This is a genomic window from Roseateles agri (assembly GCF_034043675.1).
Taxonomy (GTDB): Bacteria; Pseudomonadota; Gammaproteobacteria; order Burkholderiales; family Burkholderiaceae_C; genus KK5.
Genome location: NZ_JAXCLA010000005.1, coordinates 16,200 through 32,018 on the forward strand (window position 1 = coordinate 16,200; position 15,819 = coordinate 32,018).

The following is a 15,819-nucleotide window of genomic DNA, read 5'->3' on the forward strand; positions in this document are numbered from 1 at the left end:
TCGATATTGCTGACTACTTCTCGATTTTCTCGCGGATGCCCCATTTGCCGATTGTAGAAACCCGCCTGTGGCCCGATGAAGCCGCCTGCGAAACCTTCGCCCGCGAGCTGGCACGTGTTCTTTCCAATGGACCGGGCTTGATGACCGCCAGCATCGAGCTGCACGGCTCGCTCGGTGCCGGCAAGACCAGCCTGGTGCGGCACCTGCTGCGCGCCCTGGGCGTCACCGGCCGGATCAAGAGCCCGAGCTACGCCGTGCTGGAAAGCTACTCGCTGCGCGACTGGGGTGGCGAGGGCGATGTCAGCCATTTCGACTTCTACCGCTTCGCCGACCCGCGCGAATGGGAGGACGCGGGCTTTCGCGACATCTTCACTGCGCCGGGCTTGAAGCTCAGCGAATGGCCCGAAAAGGCGGCGGGCATGCTGCCTGCCGCGGACCTGCAGATCTGGCTCTCTGTCAACGAGGACGAGAGCCGCAGCGTGAAGCTGGTGGCCGGCACCGAACGGGGCCAGGTCTTGCTGCAGGGCTTGGGAGGTCAGGAATGAAGACGATGGGGGAGCGCCGCAAGGCACTGAAGTCGATGGGCGCGCTGGCACTGGTGCTGAAGGCGCCGCAGCTGCTGGCTGCCACCGGTGCAGGCCCGAGCATCATCGCCGTGCGGGTCTGGCCCGCCGACGAATACACGCGGGTCACGCTGGAGTCCGACCGGCCGCTGGTCGCCAAGCACCTGCTGGTCGAATCGCCGGAGCGCCTGGTCATCGACATCGAGGACCTGGAACTCAGCGCCGGCCTGCGCGAACTGCTGGGCAAGGTAAAGGCGGACGACCCCTTCATCGCCGGCGTGCGCGTGGGCCAGAACACGCCGAGAGTCGTACGCATCGTGCTCGACCTGAAGCAGCCGGTGGCGCCGCAGATCTTCACGCTCGGACCGGTCGCGGCCTACAAGGATCGGCTCGTGTTCGACCTGTACCCGAAGGTCGAGGTGGACCCGCTGCTGGCGCTGATCCGCGAGAAGGACGCGGCCGAGCGCGAGGCCGCTCAATCGGTGCAGGACGCGCTGGGCGAGCTGATCGGCAAGATCGACCGACCGCTGCCGAGCGTGACGCCGGCCTCGGCGCCGCCGCTGCCGCCTACACCGCCTGTCGTCGCCGCCGCATCGGCCCCACCTGCGTCTCCGCCGGCACCGCCCCTGGTGATCGGCACCACCCAGGCCAAGCTCGACCGCCTGATCGTCATCGCGCTGGACCCCGGCCACGGCGGAGAGGACCCCGGCGCCAGCGGCCCCTCGGGCCTGCACGAGAAGGACGTCGTGCTGCAGGTAGCGCTGAAGCTGCGCGAGCGGCTCAACAGCAACCCGAACATCCGCGTGATGATGACCCGCGACGCGGACTTCTTCGTGCCGCTCGGCGAGCGCGTGCGCAAGGCGCGCCGCGTGCAGGCCGACCTGTTCGTCTCCATCCATGCCGACGCCTTCATCACGCCCAAGGCGCGGGGCGCCTCGGTATTCGCGCTCAGCGACGGCGCCGCCACCAGCTCCGCCGCGCGCTGGATGGCTGACAAGGAGAACGCGGCCGACATGGTGGGCGGCGTCAACAAGAGCGTGGCGGTCAAGGACGCAGGCGTGCTGCGCGCGATGCTGGACATGAGCACCAGCGCGCAGATCAAGGACAGCCTGAAGCTCGGCGGCGAAGTGCTCAAGCAGATCGGCGGCGTGGGCAAGCTGCACAAGGGCGCTGTCGAACAGGCGGGCTTCGCGGTGCTGAAGGCGCCGGACGTACCCTCGATCCTGGTCGAGACCGGCTTCATCTCGAACCCCGAGGAAGAATCCAAGCTGCGCGACCCGGCCTACCAGGACAAGCTCGTCGAGGCGCTGGCCACCGGCATCGCCCGCTACTTCGCCAAGAACCCGCCGCTGGCGCGGCACCGGGTCATTTCGTAACCGGCCGGCTACTTGGTGTTGCGGAAGCGCTCGCGCAGGCGCTCCAGTTCCGCGTCCGACACGCCAAGGTCCTGCGCATTGAAGGCCCGCGTGTCCGGCGTGTGCATCAGCACCGCCTGGGTCTCGTTGACCATCAGCTCCTCGTTGCCGGGGTCGTAGTCGAGGCTGCCGAGGTACTTGCGGAACATCTGCCGCTCGTTCTCGGTCAGGCCCTTGCGCCAGAACTCCCAGCACTGCTGGCGGTAGTTGCTGTTGGTGAAGTACTCGCCGTGGCTCAGCTCGTGGCGCAGCACCGATTCGCGGCGCTTCGCATCGATCAGCTCGTCCTGCGTCGTCTGCGGGTCGTCCGGCTGCTCGGCGGTGAAGCTCACCAGCGCACGCTCCGAGGTGGAGTGGTAGCTGCCGTCCAGCTCCTTCTTCAGCACGCCCCAGCGCAGCAGGTTCTCGCGCAGGCGCTGCTCCTGGCCGTTCAAGGTCGGCTGGTCGGCCTGGTCGGCCAAGGTGTAGAACTGGGCCAGCCGGTCCATCGTGTAGTCGTGGCCGGAATAGAAGGTGGCGGCGTTGTCGCCGCTGCGCTTGATCAGGTCGGCCAGCTCGCCGTTGTCCAGCAGGCGGTCGCGCGGGCCGGCGCGCTTCTCGATGAAGGCGGCCATGCGGTTCATCGTCTCGCCCTGCTCGATCAGCGAGGGGAACTCCAGCACCAGCACCGCGGTGTTCTCGCGCAGCCGCCACCACAGCCAGTCCGGCACCGTCTTCGCCGCCAGGATCTCATCGAGGCTGGCCACCGGCATCGCCGGCGGCGGTATCGGCTTGCGCCAGTTCCACAGCACCAGCCCCGCCGCCAGCACGATCAGCGCCGTGCCGCCGGTGGCGGCAAGCGCGATGATCCAGCGCTTGCGCTTGGACTTGCTGGAACGGCGGCGCGGGGAGCGTGAAGACCGGGAGGATGAAGACGACGAGGACGAGGACGACGAACGATGGCGCCGCCGGCGCGGTGCCAGCAGGTTCGCGGTCGCGTCGGCGGGCTCACCGCCAGGGCCTGGCGGCGGCTCCTTCGGCTCGCTCAAGGCGGGCTCGCGGGGACGATCAGTTGCGGACGGTGACGATCGTGACGCGGCGGTTTTCCGGCGCGTCGACGCGGGCCTTGTTCATCGGCTCGCTGGAACCCTTGCCGACCGGCGTCAGGCGCTCGGGCAGCAGGCCGGCGTGGCTCACCAGGTAGTTGGCCACCGACTCGGCGCGCAGCTGCGAGAGCTTCTGGTTCGCGTCGGCATCGCCGCGGGCGTCGGCATGGCCTTCGACCTTGAACGAGAAGCCGGCCAGCGCGTCGGACTGCAGCGCGCGTGCCAGCACGTCCAGCGAGCCCTGCGACTCGGTCGTCAGCGCGGCCGAGTTGGAGTCGAAGGTGATCAGCAGACTGGCCTTGCCGGCGCCGGGCTTGGGGGCCGGCGTGCTGCTGCTGCCGGCACGGTTGGCGGCCTTGAAGCCGCGCGTGGCGCCGGCGACGGCCTCGGGGCCTTCGATCTGCAGTGCATCGATCAGCGCCGATTCGGTCACCTGCGAGCCCTTCAGCACCGGATTGCCGGCCGGCGCGGAGGCTGCCTGCGCCATCGCACCCACGCTGAACACGGCCGAAGCCACGAAAACGGCGCCCGTCAGGGTCTTGATCAGGATCTTGCTCACGATGTGCCCCTCACTCCACGTATCTTGAAAGTTATGCATGCTAACGCTGCCGGTGCTTACTGTGGCCCGACATCGAGCTGGCGCTGCTCGAACAGGTAGTCGCCGCCGCGCTGGTGGCCCGCCGCGGCGGAGGCGCCGTACTGCGGCCGCTGCGGCAGCTCGCGCGCCACGGCGAAACGCACGCGCTCGAACACATTGCCGCCGGCCTGCCACTGCTTCAGCTGGCCCAGCTGGTTCAGCAGGTTGAAGGTGAACGGCGAGTGGCCCTGCTTGCCGGCGTCCGACACCGGCTCATTGCCGCCCGAAGACATCACGACGACCGATTTCTGCTGCAGCACCTGCGCCGGGTCCGGCGGCGTGCCGCTCGGGCGGATGCGCTCGTCCGACACCAGCGAGCCGGAGTAGCAGCTGTCCGAGATCAGCGCCACCTGCGAGGCGCCGATCTGGTTGATCAGGCGGCCGATGTCGGCGTTGCTGAGCCAGGTCTCGGGCTTCTTCGCATCGGCGTCGGACAGCAGCCAGTAGCCCTGCCCCGTCTGCTGGACCAGCTCGCCGTGGCCGGCGTAGTAGATCGACACCGAGTCCTTCGGGCCCATCGCCAGCGCCAGGCGATTCAGCGTACCGATCACCGAGGCCTTGGTGGCGTTCGGGATCACCACGGTCTCGTAACCCAGCTTGCCTTCGAACATCGAGCCCATCGCCTCGGCGTCGTTGATCGCGTTGCCCAGGGACGGGATCGTCCGGTCCTCGTAGGCATCGACGCCGATCACCACGGCCACCTTGCGCTCGATCTGCGGCAGTGCCGCGAGCTTCACATGGCGCCGCGTCGGCAGGGCCTGCACCGGGGCGGGCGGCGGTGCGACAGGCGCCGCGGCCACGACGGGAGCGGCCGGCGCTGCTGCAACCGGCGCGGGCACGGGTGCAGCAGCCGGCGCAGCGACCGGCGCGCTGGCCAGCGCCTGCGCCGTGCCCTCCGCCTGGGCCTTGCGCTTCAGTTCGTCGGTCACGGCACAAGTGCCGGCCGCGGCCTCCGACAGCGACTGGCAGGCATGCACATCGGCCAGCCCGGGGTTCTTCTCAAGCTTGGCCGCGGCCTCGGCCAGCAGTGCCTGCTTGTAGGCGTCGCGCTCTGCCAGCAGAGACGCCAGCGCGTCCATCGACAGGGCCGACAGCCGCACCGGCGCGAAGCTCGCGGCGACCGGCGAGGCCGTGCTGCCGCTCGACGCGGGCGGGCTCGTCAGGTCCACCATGCCCGAGGAGGTGTTCATGCTCGTCGGCGCCGTCGGCATCGTCAGGCCCACCGGCGCCACCGACTGGATCGCCACCGCCGTCGACTGGATGACCACCTGCGGCGGGGACGCCGTCGTCGGCGCGCTCACCGTCAACGCGCTTGCGTTACCGGGCGCCTGCACGAACTGGTAGTTCTGCGCCTCCAGGCCCTGGCCGTTGATCGCATAGCTGCCCTGCGGCGAGGTGGCCGTGGCCGAGGTCGTGAAGCTCAGGCTGCCGCTGGTCGAATTGGCCTGCGTGTCGTCGCCCAGGAAGCCGCTGACGCTGCCGCTCAGCGCCGGCAGCGCCGCGTTCAGTGCCTTGGTGACCGGGTCGGCCACGTAGCTGAGCATGGCGGGAGTGATGTCCGCCGCCAAGTTCGGCTGCGACACCAGCGTGTAGTTGCCGGCGTCCGCACCGGTGAGGCTCAGGCCCGACACCGTCACCTGCTTGCCGGCGCCGACGTTCTTGTCGGCGAAGGCGCCGCTGGCCGTGCCGGCCAGGCCCACCGTGTCGCCGGCGAAGGCGCTGACGCTGGCGGTGCCGCCGAGCGTTGCCGCGGTCGTCGCGTCGTAGACCTTGCTGCCGGCCGTGAGGCCGCCGATCTGCAGCGTGGCCGGCGTGATGTTCGCCTTCAGCCCCGTCGGCTGGACCAGCGTGTAGTTGCCCGCGTCGGCGCCGGTGAGGCTCAGGCCCGAGACCGTGACCGTCTTGCCGGTGCCGACGTTCTTGTCCGTGAACTGCGCGCTGCCGGTGCCGGACACGCTCACCAGGTCGCCCGCGAAGCTGCCGAGGCTCGCCGTGCCGCCCAGCGTGGCGCCCAGCGTCGCGTCGTACACCTTGTTCTGCGCGACCAGGCCGCTCACCAGCAGCGAGGCCGGCGTGATGTCGGCCGTCAGGCCGCCCGACGATCCGCTCGGGCCGCTGACCGTGTAGTTGCCCGCATCGGCGCCGGTCAGCACGAGGCCACTTACGGTCACGGTCTTGCCGGTGCCGACGTTCTTGTCGCTGAAGTTGCCCACGTAACCGGCCTGCACCGACACGCTGTCGCCAGGCAGCGCAAACACGCTGGCCGTACCGCCCAGCGTCGCGACGGTCGTCGCGTCGTAGGTCTTGCCGACCGCCGTGAGGCCGCTGACGGTCAGGTTCAGCGGCGTGATGTTCGCCGTCAACGGGTTGGCGAAGGCGAGCACGTAGTTGCCGCCGTCGTCCCCGCCCAGCGACAGGCCCGTCACGCTCACCGTCTTGCCGTTGGCCACGTTCTTGTCGGCGAAGCTGCCGCTGGCCGTTCCCTGCAGCGACACGTCGTCGCCGCTGATCGGCGTCACCTGTGCGGTGCCAGTGAGCGTCGCGCCTGTGCCACCGTTGTAGATCCTGTTCTGCGCGGTGAGGCCGCCGATGTACAGCGTGGCCGGCGTGATGCTGGCCTTCAGGCCGCTGGCGTTGACGACGTTCCAGTTGTAATTGCTCGTCAGGCCGGCGTTCGCGCCGGTGCCGTCGTTCACCGAGACATTGGCTTCCACGCCCTTGTCGGTGCCGACGTTCTTGTCGCTGAACGTGCCGCTGGTAGTGATCGTCAGCTGCTCGCCGGCCACCAGGCCGGTCGTGCTGGCGGTCACGTTCGCGGTGGTCGTACGGTCGTAGACCTTGTCGAGGGCGGCCAGCGTGATCGTCAGATCCGCCGGATTGATCGTCGCCTGGATGTGCGACTGCAGGGTCAGGCCGTAGATCGGCTTGTTGTTGCCGTCCAGGTAGGTGACCAGGCTGTCGTCGTTCAGGTTCACCGAGCCGTAGCCGGCGTCCTTGCTGTCAAACAGCAGGGTGGCGCCGGACGCCACCGTGGCGGTGCCGACGGAAGTGGAGACGTTGAAGCTGGTGCCCGTCGACGTCACGGCACGCGTGCCGTCGTAGGTCTTGTCCGGCGTGAAGCCGTTCAGGTTGGCATTCGGCTGCGTGCTGGAGACGAAGCCGTTGCCGACATCGTTGGCCCAACTCGCCGGGCCGGTGGCGCCGTAGCGGGTGAAGTCGTAATCCGAGATCTGCGAGTCGAAGTTGTTTTCGTCGTTGATGTCGGCCGACCAGACGATCCAGCGCCCGCCGTTGACCTGCAGCCCCTGCGAGCCCGCCATGTTGACGAAGTGACCGATGCCGGTGCCGTTGTTGCCTTCGATCAGGATCGCGTCGCCGCTGGGCCGGTTCGAGATCAGCGCCGAGCCGCCGCTCAGCGTCAGGCTGTCGGCCTGGATCGTGAGCAGGCCATCGGCCGTGATCTGGCTGCCGCTCAGCGTCATCGCGGATGCGCCGCTGAGGTTGATCACGCCCCCGGTCGTGGTGATGGTCGAGCTGGACAGCGACATGGTCGCCGACGAGCCACCCACGGACATGCTGATGTCGCCGCCGGCACCAAGCGTCGCGCCGCTCAGTTCGATGCCGGTGCCGCCCACGCCGGTGATCGTCATCGGGCCGCTGCCCGCGGTCAGCGTCCCGGTGTCCACCTCCACGCCCGGACCGAAGGACGAAGATCCGTGCACCGTGATCTGCCGGCCCGTCACCTGGCTCGACGCACTGACGCCGACGCCCGACTGGCTGCTCGCGCTGGCGCCGTAGAGGGAAACGCTGCCGGAGCCGGCCTCGACGACGCTGGAGTTGGCGATGCTGACGCCACCGGGCGCCGCGCCGGAGAGGCTGCCACCGTTGGGCAGGGTCACGCTGCCGCCGCCACCGAGCACGATGGCACCGCCGCCGCTCGAGATCGAGCTGCTGTTGAGCGAGACCACGCCGCTGCCGGCGCTCAAGGTCACGTTGAGTGGAATGCCGTTGTTGCCGAGGAGTGCCGAGCTCAGCAGGACGTTGTTGTCGGCCAGCAGGTTCGCGGAGAGCGCACCGCTGCCGGTGAAGACGACGCTGGCGTTGTTGATCGTGATCGTGCCGGCCTGCGCGCTGAGACCGTCAATGGCGGTTGCCGTCAGGTTGCCGCCGATGCTGCTGCCAGCAAAGGACAGCGCTTCCGCCGTGACGCTCACGTCGCCGCCGGCAGCGGTCGTGAAGCCCACCTTGAAGTTGCCGAACTTGTTGCCCGTGTCGGTCAGGTTGATCGACTGGCCGGCGGCCGCGGTGGTGAAGCTGCTGCCATCGGCACCCAGTACCAGGGCGCCGGACTGCGAGATGCCGCCCGTGGACGCCGCGGCCGTCAGCTTGCCGCCGATGGTGCTGGCTGCGAAGTTGATCGTGTCGCCCGTGAGGCTGGCGTCAGCCGCCGTCCCGGTGGTATTCAGCGACACAGTGTGGCCGCTCAGCACGTTGGCCTGCGTCAGCGCGATCGTCTGACCTGTCGCGCTGGTGGTGAAGCTGCTGCCGTCGGCGCCGACCGAGAAAGGCGCGGTCTGCGTGATGCTGCCGGTGTCGGAGATCAGCACCAGCTTGCCGCCGAGGTTGCTGATGCTCGTCGGGATCGAGATGCTGCCCTGGTCCCGGATGATCACGTCCTGCGGCGCCGAGAACGTCAGGAAACCGCTGGACAGGCCCGCGATGCTGTTGGCCTGGCTGCCCAGATCGATGCTGCTGCCGATGCCGCTGGCGGTGAAGCTGCTGCCAATCTGGGTTGTGGTGATGGCGCCCGTCTGGCTGATGCCGCCGGCAGTGGAGGTCACGTTGATGTTGCCGTTGGTGCCCGAGGCATTGACCGTCGGCAAGATGATGCTACCGGCCGCGTTCAGCGTGATGTTGCCCGCACCGAGTTGCACGCCGGTGCCGAAGTGCAGTGCGCCGACGCCCGAAGGCGCCGGTGGATTGGTGCCCGAGGTGAAGGTGTAGTTCGCGGTCAGACTCAAAGCCAGCATGCCGCCGATCGAGGCATTGACGTCGATGTCGTTGCCGGCATGCATCGTCAATGCATGGGCCGCGCCCCCTGCGTTGATCGCGCTGTTGACCGTGATGTTGTTGGTCGCCTCCAGCACCACGTCGCCGGTGCTGAGCATGGACTGCACGGCCCCACTCGTGATCACGCTGTTCGCGCCCGGGGCGTAGTCCCAGGCCACCGTGCCAAAAGTGAGGTCGGCGTTGCTGCCGTCGCCATTGACATCGGCTCCCGTTGCCTGGATCGTCAGGTTCAAGGGATCCAGCAGCAGCGTGCCCCGCGCACCCGCTACAGAGCCCAGGTCGGCGAAACCCCGGAAATCCAGAAACTGCTTGCCGGACACTTCGGCGAAGCCGCCGTTCCCGCCGTCCGCGCCACCGCGGGCCGACAGGCTGCCCAGGAAGCGCGTGTTGTCGTCGGACCAGACGACAACGCTGCCGCCGTCGCCGCGCCCGGTGGCATCCGCATGCAACTGCACGCCGGAACCGACGTAGGTGCGCGCGGCCGTCGGCAAGGTGCCGGCGCCGTGGAAATCGCCGCCAATGCGGATCGCGCCGCCGCCGCTGGCGCCCGAGGCGTCGACCAGCGCACTGCCCAGCAGCACGGCCTCGTTGCCGAGCACGTCGATGGAACCACCCTGCCCGTTCGCCGCCGTGGCGCTGGTGATGCTGCCGTCGGCCAGGGTCACGCGTTCGCTGGCCTGCAGCACGATCTCGCCGCCGGGGCCCACGCCCAGCGAATCGGCGCGCACGACGCCCTGCTGGTTGACCGTCGCGGCCTGCACGTCGATGCGGCCGGCGTTGAGCGAGCCGAGGTTCAGCACCTCGCCGGCCGGTGCCGTCACCTTGACGGTGAAGCGCGGCGTGGCGGTGTCCAGCAGTTCGATGCTGGCGCCCGCGGCCAGCACGATCTGGCCGCCCTGGGTGTCGATCAGGCCTTCATTGCTGACGCCGCCGGCACCGGCCAGCAGCAAGACCTGGCCCCCGGCCGCGCTGCGGATCTCGCCCTGGTTGACGATGCTGCCCTGCGCCGAACCGGCGGGCGTCGTGAACAGGTAGCGCCCGGCGGTCCAGTCGCTGTCGTTGAGGTTCAGCGTGGACGTGACGAGGCCCGCGACGTCGACGCGGGCGCCCTGGCCGAACAGCACGCCGTTGGGGTTCAGCAGCCACACCCGGCCATTGCTGGACAGGCTGCCGAGGATGCTGGACGGGTCGTTGCCGGTGACGCGGTTGAGCACCTGGCTGGTCGCGCTCGGCTGGTCGAAGCGGACGCTGTTGCCGGCGCCGATCGAGAAGCTCTGCCAGTTCAGGATCGCGCCGTTGCTGTTCGTGATCGTCAGCTTGCTGCCGTTGGTGACGGCGGTGGCCTGGCCCTGCACGACCTGCAAGCCGGTCGGCAAGGTCGGCGGTGAGGCCTGGCCCATGCCGAGCCAGGCGCAACCGGCCAGGGCGAGAACGAGGCGGCGCGGGGTGAAGTGCCGGATGGGACGATGGCTTGCGGGTTGCTTGGTCACTGCTGCGGGGTGTTGTTGTTGGTGCCGCTGGCGTTGGCGCCGGCGGCGTCGAGCTGGCGCTGCTCGAACAGATAGTCACCGCCGGCCTGGTGGCCGACCGCGGCGCCGTATTGCGGACGTTGCGGCAGTTCCTTGGCAACGGCGAAGCGGACTCGCTCGAAGACGTTACCACCGGGCTGCCACTTGTCCACCTGGTTCAGCTGGTTCATCAGGTTGTAGGAGAACGGCGAGTGGCCCTGCTTGCCGCTGTCGAACACCGGCTCGTTGCCGCCCGAGGACATCACGACGACCGACTTGCGCTCCAGCAGTTCCGTGGGGTCGATGCTGCCGGTGCTGCTGCCGCGGATGCGCTGGTCGGCCGAGACCAGCGAGCCGGAATAGCAGCTGTCCGAGATCAGCGCCACCTGCGAAGCGCCGATCTGCGTGACCAGGCGGCCGATGTCGGCATTGCTAAGCCAGGTCTCGGGCTTCTTCGCATCGGCGTCGGACAGTAGCCAATAGCCTTGGGATGTGGCCTCGACGACGTCGCCGTGGCCGGCGTAGTAGATGACCACGGAGTCCTTCGGGCTCATCGTCAGTGCGAGGCGGTTCAGCGTGCCGATCACGGTGGCCTTGGTCGCGTTCGGGATCACCACGGTCTCGTAGCCGAGCTTGGATTCGAACAGCTTGCCCACCGCTTCGGCATCGCTGACGGCGTTGTCGAGCTGCGGGATCTCCTTGTCCTCGTACTTGTCGACGCCGATGATCACCGCGACCTTGCGCTCGATCTGCGGCAGCGAGGCCTGCTTGACGTGGCGGCGCGTGGCCAGGAAGGCCTGCTCCTGCAGGCTGGGCTTCTGCGGTTCCTGCACGGAGGCTTCCGCCTTCGCGGTCAGGGCCGCCTGCTGGCGCTTCAGGTCCACGGTCACCAGGCAGGCGCCGGACGCGGCATCGCCCAGGCTCGTGCAGGCGCGCACGTCGGCCAGCGCGGGGTTCTGCTCCAGCTTGAAGATCGCATCGGCGAACAGCTTCTTCTTGTAGCGGTCGCGCGCCTCCAGCATCGCGGCGAGTTCGTCCATCGACATGCCGCTGATGCGCACCGGCGCGAAGCTGGCGGCGCCGGCCGGAGCAGCAGCCAGCGCGCTGGCCGAGGCGATGACGGCACCGGTCGTGTTGGCCGGGCCGGTCAGGTCCAGCACGCTGCCGGTGCTGGCGTTGGTCGGGGCGCTCGGTATCGCAGCGATGGTCAGCAACGTGGTCTTCACCGACTGATCCACCGGCGGGACGACGACCGGCTGCGAGCCGCCGGTGATCGTCAGTGCCGTGGCGTTCCCCTCGGCCTGCACGAAGCGGTAGTTCTGGGCGGAGAGGCCCTGGCCGTTGATCGCGTACTGACCATCCGGCGAGTTGGTGTTGGCCGGGGTGACGAAGCTCAGCGTGCCGGTCGTCGAGTCGGCTTGCGTCTCGCTGCCGACGAAGCCGGTGACCGTGCCCTGCAAGGTCGGGATCAGGCCGGCCTGCGTCGTGGCGGCGGTGGCCACGTAGGTCAGCGTGGCCTGCGAGATCGTGGCGGTGAGCACCGGCTGCACCAGCGTGTAGTTGCCCGCGTCCGCGCCGCTCAGGCTGAAGCCGCTCACATTGAGCGGCTTGAAGGCGCCGACATTCTTGTCCTGGAAGCTCGCGACGCCAGTGCCCGAAACGCTGACCGCGTCGCCGCCCAGTCCATAGACAAGGGCCGTGCCGCCCAGCGTGGCCGCTGTGGTCGCGTCGTAGACCTTGTTGTTGGCGAAGACGCCGTAGACGTTCAGCGACAGCGGCGTGATGTCGGCCGTGAGGTTGTTCTGCGCGGACGTGGCGCTGTAGTTGCCGGCGTCAGGCCCCGACAGCGTCACGCCGGTGACGATCACCGTCTTGCCGGTGCCGACGTTCTTGTCGGCGAACTGGCCGGTGCCGCCAGACACAGTCACCTGGTCGTTGCCCAACGCCTGCACGACGCCGGTGTTCTGCAAGGTGGCGGCCGTCGTGCCGTCGTAGATTTTGTTCTGCGCCACCAGGCCGCTCACCGGCAGCGAAGCGGGTGTGATGTTGGCAGTGAGGCCGGTCGGCTGGCTGACGAGCTCGTAGTCGCTCGCACCGGTGCCAGTCAGCGTGAGACCGGTGACCGTCACCTGCTTGCCGGTGCCGACGTTCTTGTCGGCGAAGCTGCCGCTCGCCGTGCCGCCGACGCTGACGCTGTCGCCCGCGAAGGGCGTGACGGTGGCCGTGCCGCCGATCGTCGCCGCCGTCGTGGTGTCGTAGACCTTGTTCTGCGCCGTAAGGCCGCTGATGCTGAGCTGCGCCTTCAGGATGTCGCCGGTGACCGAGGTCGGCCCGGTGATCGTGTAGTTGGACAGCAGACCGGTGCCGTCGGCGCCGTCGCTGTAGCTCATGTTGACCGAGACCGACTTGCCGGTCCCCGCATGCGCGTCGACGAAGTTGGCCGCGCCGGCACTGCCTTGCAGGCTTTCGCCGTCCACGAGGCCGTTGAACGTGACATGCGCGGTGGCCGCGGTGGTGGTGTCGTAGGTCTTGGTGTCCACCGCCACGCTGACGGTGATGGCCTTCGGGTTGATCTGGCCGGTCAGGATGCTGTCGATGGTGTTGATGCCGTAGACCGGCTTGCCCGCGCTGTCCACGAAGGAGACGCCGCCGGCATCGACGCTGATGCCGGTGGAGCCCACGTTCTTGTCGTCGAAATGCACGGCGCTGCTATCGGTCAGCTGGCCGCTGGCGCTGCCGCCGACGGCCGGCGCGCTGATGACGATGTAGCTGGGCGAGGCGCTGGTCGTGCCGTCGTAGTCCTTGACGACGGAGCCGCCGTAGGCGTTGCCGTTCTTGTTCTGGAAAGAGATGTAGCCGTTGCCGAGGTAGCCCTGCCAGGCGCCGTTGTACTGCGCGCCGTGCAAGGTGAAGTCGTAGTTCAGCCCGCCGGGCGAGAAGGTCTGGCCGTCGGTAACGTCATTGGCCCAGACGATCCAGCGGCCGCCGTTGCTGGTGTCGCTGATGTGCAGCGCGTCGGCGCCGGCATTGTTGAAGAAGCTGCTGAGCGGCTGGCCGTTGTTGCCGGTGATGACGATCACATCGGTGTCGTAGCTGTCGGTGGAGGCGAGCTGCGAGCCGATGCCGAGGGAGACGTTGTCGGCCTGGACGTTGATCTGGCCGCCGGCATTGACCTTCGAGTTGTTCAGCGCCAATGAGCCCGGGCCGCTGATGTTGACGGTGCCCGACGCATTCAGCACCGCGTTGGTCATGCTGACCGCGGCCGTCGAACTAGACGTGCTGGAGGCGTTGATCGTGATGCCGTAGCCCTGCATCGAATCGAGCGTGCCCTTCAGCGCGAGCGTGGCGCTGCCCTGGCTGTCGTAGGAGTTGCGGGCGTTCAGGTAGAGGTCGGTGGCATAGCCGGCCTGGATCAGCGTGTTGGCCGAGAGCACCTCGATGCCGCTGAGCAACCCGCCGCTGGTGCCATTGATGGTCAGCGTGCGGTACTCGTTGTAGTCAGCGGGCGCCACGCGGATCGTGCCGGCGCTGATCGACACGCCGGCCCCGCCGGCAGCGCTGAAGCCATCGACCAGCATCGTGCCTGTGCCAGTCAGGCCCGTGCTGTCGACCTCCACGCCGGCCCCGGCATTGCCGGTGCCGTGGATCGTGATCTCCTTGCCGCGCACCGTCGCCAGGTTCAGCAGCACGCCGGTGTCGCCCACGCCGCTGAGGCTGACATTGCCGGTGGTGCCGCCATCCAGAATGCTGTCGTTGCGCAGCCAGATCCCGGGGCCCCCACTGCTCGCTGCGAAGGCCGTGTTGCCGAAGCTGCTGTAGTCCGACGCGGTGCCGCCGGAGCCGAAGCCGCCCAGCGTGATGTCGCCACCGCCGCTGACGATGCGGCTGTCGTTCATCTGGATGCGGCCGGTGCCCAGGCCACGGCCCGCCTGCACGCTGACCGGCATCGGGTTCTGGCTGACGATGCTCGAGTCGGTCATCGTGATGTCGGCATCGGCGATCAGCGTCAGGCTGCCGGGTGTCAGGCTGGTGACGTTGATCGTCGCGTTGGTGATCGCGATGTTGCCGACGTTGTTGCCGGCGCTGCCGCCACTGCCGGTCTGCACGACGACGGCCGAGCCGTTGCCCAGGGCCGTCTGCAGCGTGCCGCTGTAGATCGTCGAGCCTTCGGTCGTCGCCGTGAAGTTGGGGTCGGTGCCGCTGTCGCTAACGTTGTCCGAGATCGTGATGTCGTACGGGTCCAGCAACCAGATGCCGGCCTTGCCGTTCGGTGCCGACAGGTTCACCGCGGCCGGGCGTGCATCGAGCCAGCCGCCCGAGGTCTCGATAAAGCCGCCGTCCCCGCCCTGCGCGCCGCCGGTGGCGCTGAGCGAGCCGTAGGCGCGGGTCGCGCTATTGCTCCACAGCACGATGTGGCCGCCATCGCCGCTGCCGGTGGCATCGGCACGGATGCCGGCACCGGGTGCGAAATAGACCGCATCGGAGTTCGGCACACTGGCGTCCTTGCCCTGCGCGCCGCCGCCCACCAGCACCGTGCCGCCGCCGGTCGTGCCCGAGGCGCTGACCTGCGAGCCGTCCAGTAGTGCGACCTGCGTGCCGAGCAGCTCAATAGTGCCGCCCGTGCCACCCGTGCCGCCGCTGCCGTCGGCCGTGGTCTTGCTGCCGGCCGCAAGAGTGAGGCGCTGGCCCGCGTTCATCACGATCTCGCCGCCCGGGCCGACCGAGAGCGAATCCGCCCGCACCAAGCCCTGCTGGTTCACGCTGGCGGCGATCACGTCGATGCGGCCGCCCGCGGCGCTGACCTGGCCGAGGTTCAGCACCTCGCCCTGCGGCGCCGACACCTTGACGCTGAAGCGCGGCGAGGCCGTGTCCACCAGCTCCACGCTGGCGCCGGCGGCCAGCACGATCTGGCCGCCCGCGGCATCGATCAGGCCCTCGTTGCGGACCTCGCCCGCGGCGATCAGCATCACCTGGCCGCCAGCGGCGCTGCGGATCTCGCCCTGGTTGGTGATCCCTGCAACTACACCGTTACTTCCACTGACCGGCGTGGTGAACAGGTAGCGGCCGGCCGACCAGTCCTGGTCGTTCAGGTTCAGCGTGGAGGTGACGAGGCCCGCCACATCGACCCGTGCGCCCTGGCCGAACAGCACGCCGTTCGGGTTCAGCAGCCAGACCTGGCCGTTGCTGGAGAGGCTGCCGAGGATGCTCGACGGATCGCTGCCGGTGACGCGGTTGAGCACCTTGCTCGCCGCGCTGGCCTGGTCGAAGCGCACCGCGTTCTGCGCGCCGATCGAGAAGCTCTGCCAGTTCAGGATCGCGCCGTTGCTGTTCGTGATCGTCAGCTTGTTGCCGTTGACGACCGCGCTGGCCTGCCCCTGCGCCACCTGCATGCCCGTCGGCAAGGTCCCTCCGGCCTGAGCCAGCCCGACGCAGCAACACGCGGCCAGCGCAAGCGCGAGGCGGCGCCGCGCGAAGCGCGTCGGCAACAGGGTCGGCAGCAGAACAGACGTGCGGGAGGTACTCATGGCTCGCCTCTGGGGT

Annotated in this window: 6 protein-coding genes; 2 read left to right on the forward strand and 4 right to left on the reverse strand. The window is 68.8% G+C overall.

The genetic code is table 11. The features are described from left to right. The first annotated feature begins 35 nt into the window (after positions 1–35). Both tsaE and SNE35_RS15645 read left to right on the forward strand, forming a co-directional pair. Positions 36–545 (forward strand): tRNA (adenosine(37)-N6)-threonylcarbamoyltransferase complex ATPase subunit type 1 TsaE, encoded by a 510-nt coding sequence (gene tsaE / locus SNE35_RS15640; protein WP_320423858.1) that lies wholly within the window; start codon positions 36–38, stop codon positions 543–545. Then, positions 542–1,939, forward strand: coding sequence for an N-acetylmuramoyl-L-alanine amidase (locus SNE35_RS15645; RefSeq protein ID WP_320423859.1), 1,398 nt, complete (start codon positions 542–544; stop codon positions 1,937–1,939). The genes tsaE and SNE35_RS15645 overlap by 4 nt, the downstream gene beginning before the upstream one ends. Before the next feature lie 8 nt (positions 1,940–1,947). Here the strand turns inward: SNE35_RS15645 and SNE35_RS15650 are convergent, their stop codons facing one another. From SNE35_RS15650 to SNE35_RS15665, 4 genes are read right to left on the reverse strand one after another with little or no spacing between them, the layout of a single operon-like run. After that, positions 1,948–3,006: a hypothetical protein gene (locus SNE35_RS15650; protein ID WP_320423860.1), complete on the reverse strand. Its 1,059-nt coding sequence runs from the start codon at positions 3,004–3,006 to the stop codon at positions 1,948–1,950. Positions 3,007–3,025: 19 nt separating this feature from the next. Continuing rightward, positions 3,026–3,622, reverse strand: a complete 597-nt coding sequence (locus tag SNE35_RS15655) for an OmpA family protein (RefSeq protein WP_320423861.1) — start codon at positions 3,620–3,622, stop codon at positions 3,026–3,028. 56 nt (positions 3,623–3,678) lie between these two features. After that, positions 3,679–10,260 (reverse strand): YDG domain-containing protein, encoded by a 6,582-nt coding sequence (locus SNE35_RS15660; RefSeq protein WP_320423862.1) that lies wholly within the window; start codon positions 10,258–10,260, stop codon positions 3,679–3,681. Continuing rightward, positions 10,257–15,803 (reverse strand): YDG domain-containing protein, encoded by a 5,547-nt coding sequence (locus SNE35_RS15665; protein ID WP_320423863.1) that lies wholly within the window; start codon positions 15,801–15,803, stop codon positions 10,257–10,259. The genes SNE35_RS15660 and SNE35_RS15665 overlap by 4 nt, the downstream gene beginning before the upstream one ends. Between the last annotated feature and the right edge of the window lie 16 nt (positions 15,804–15,819).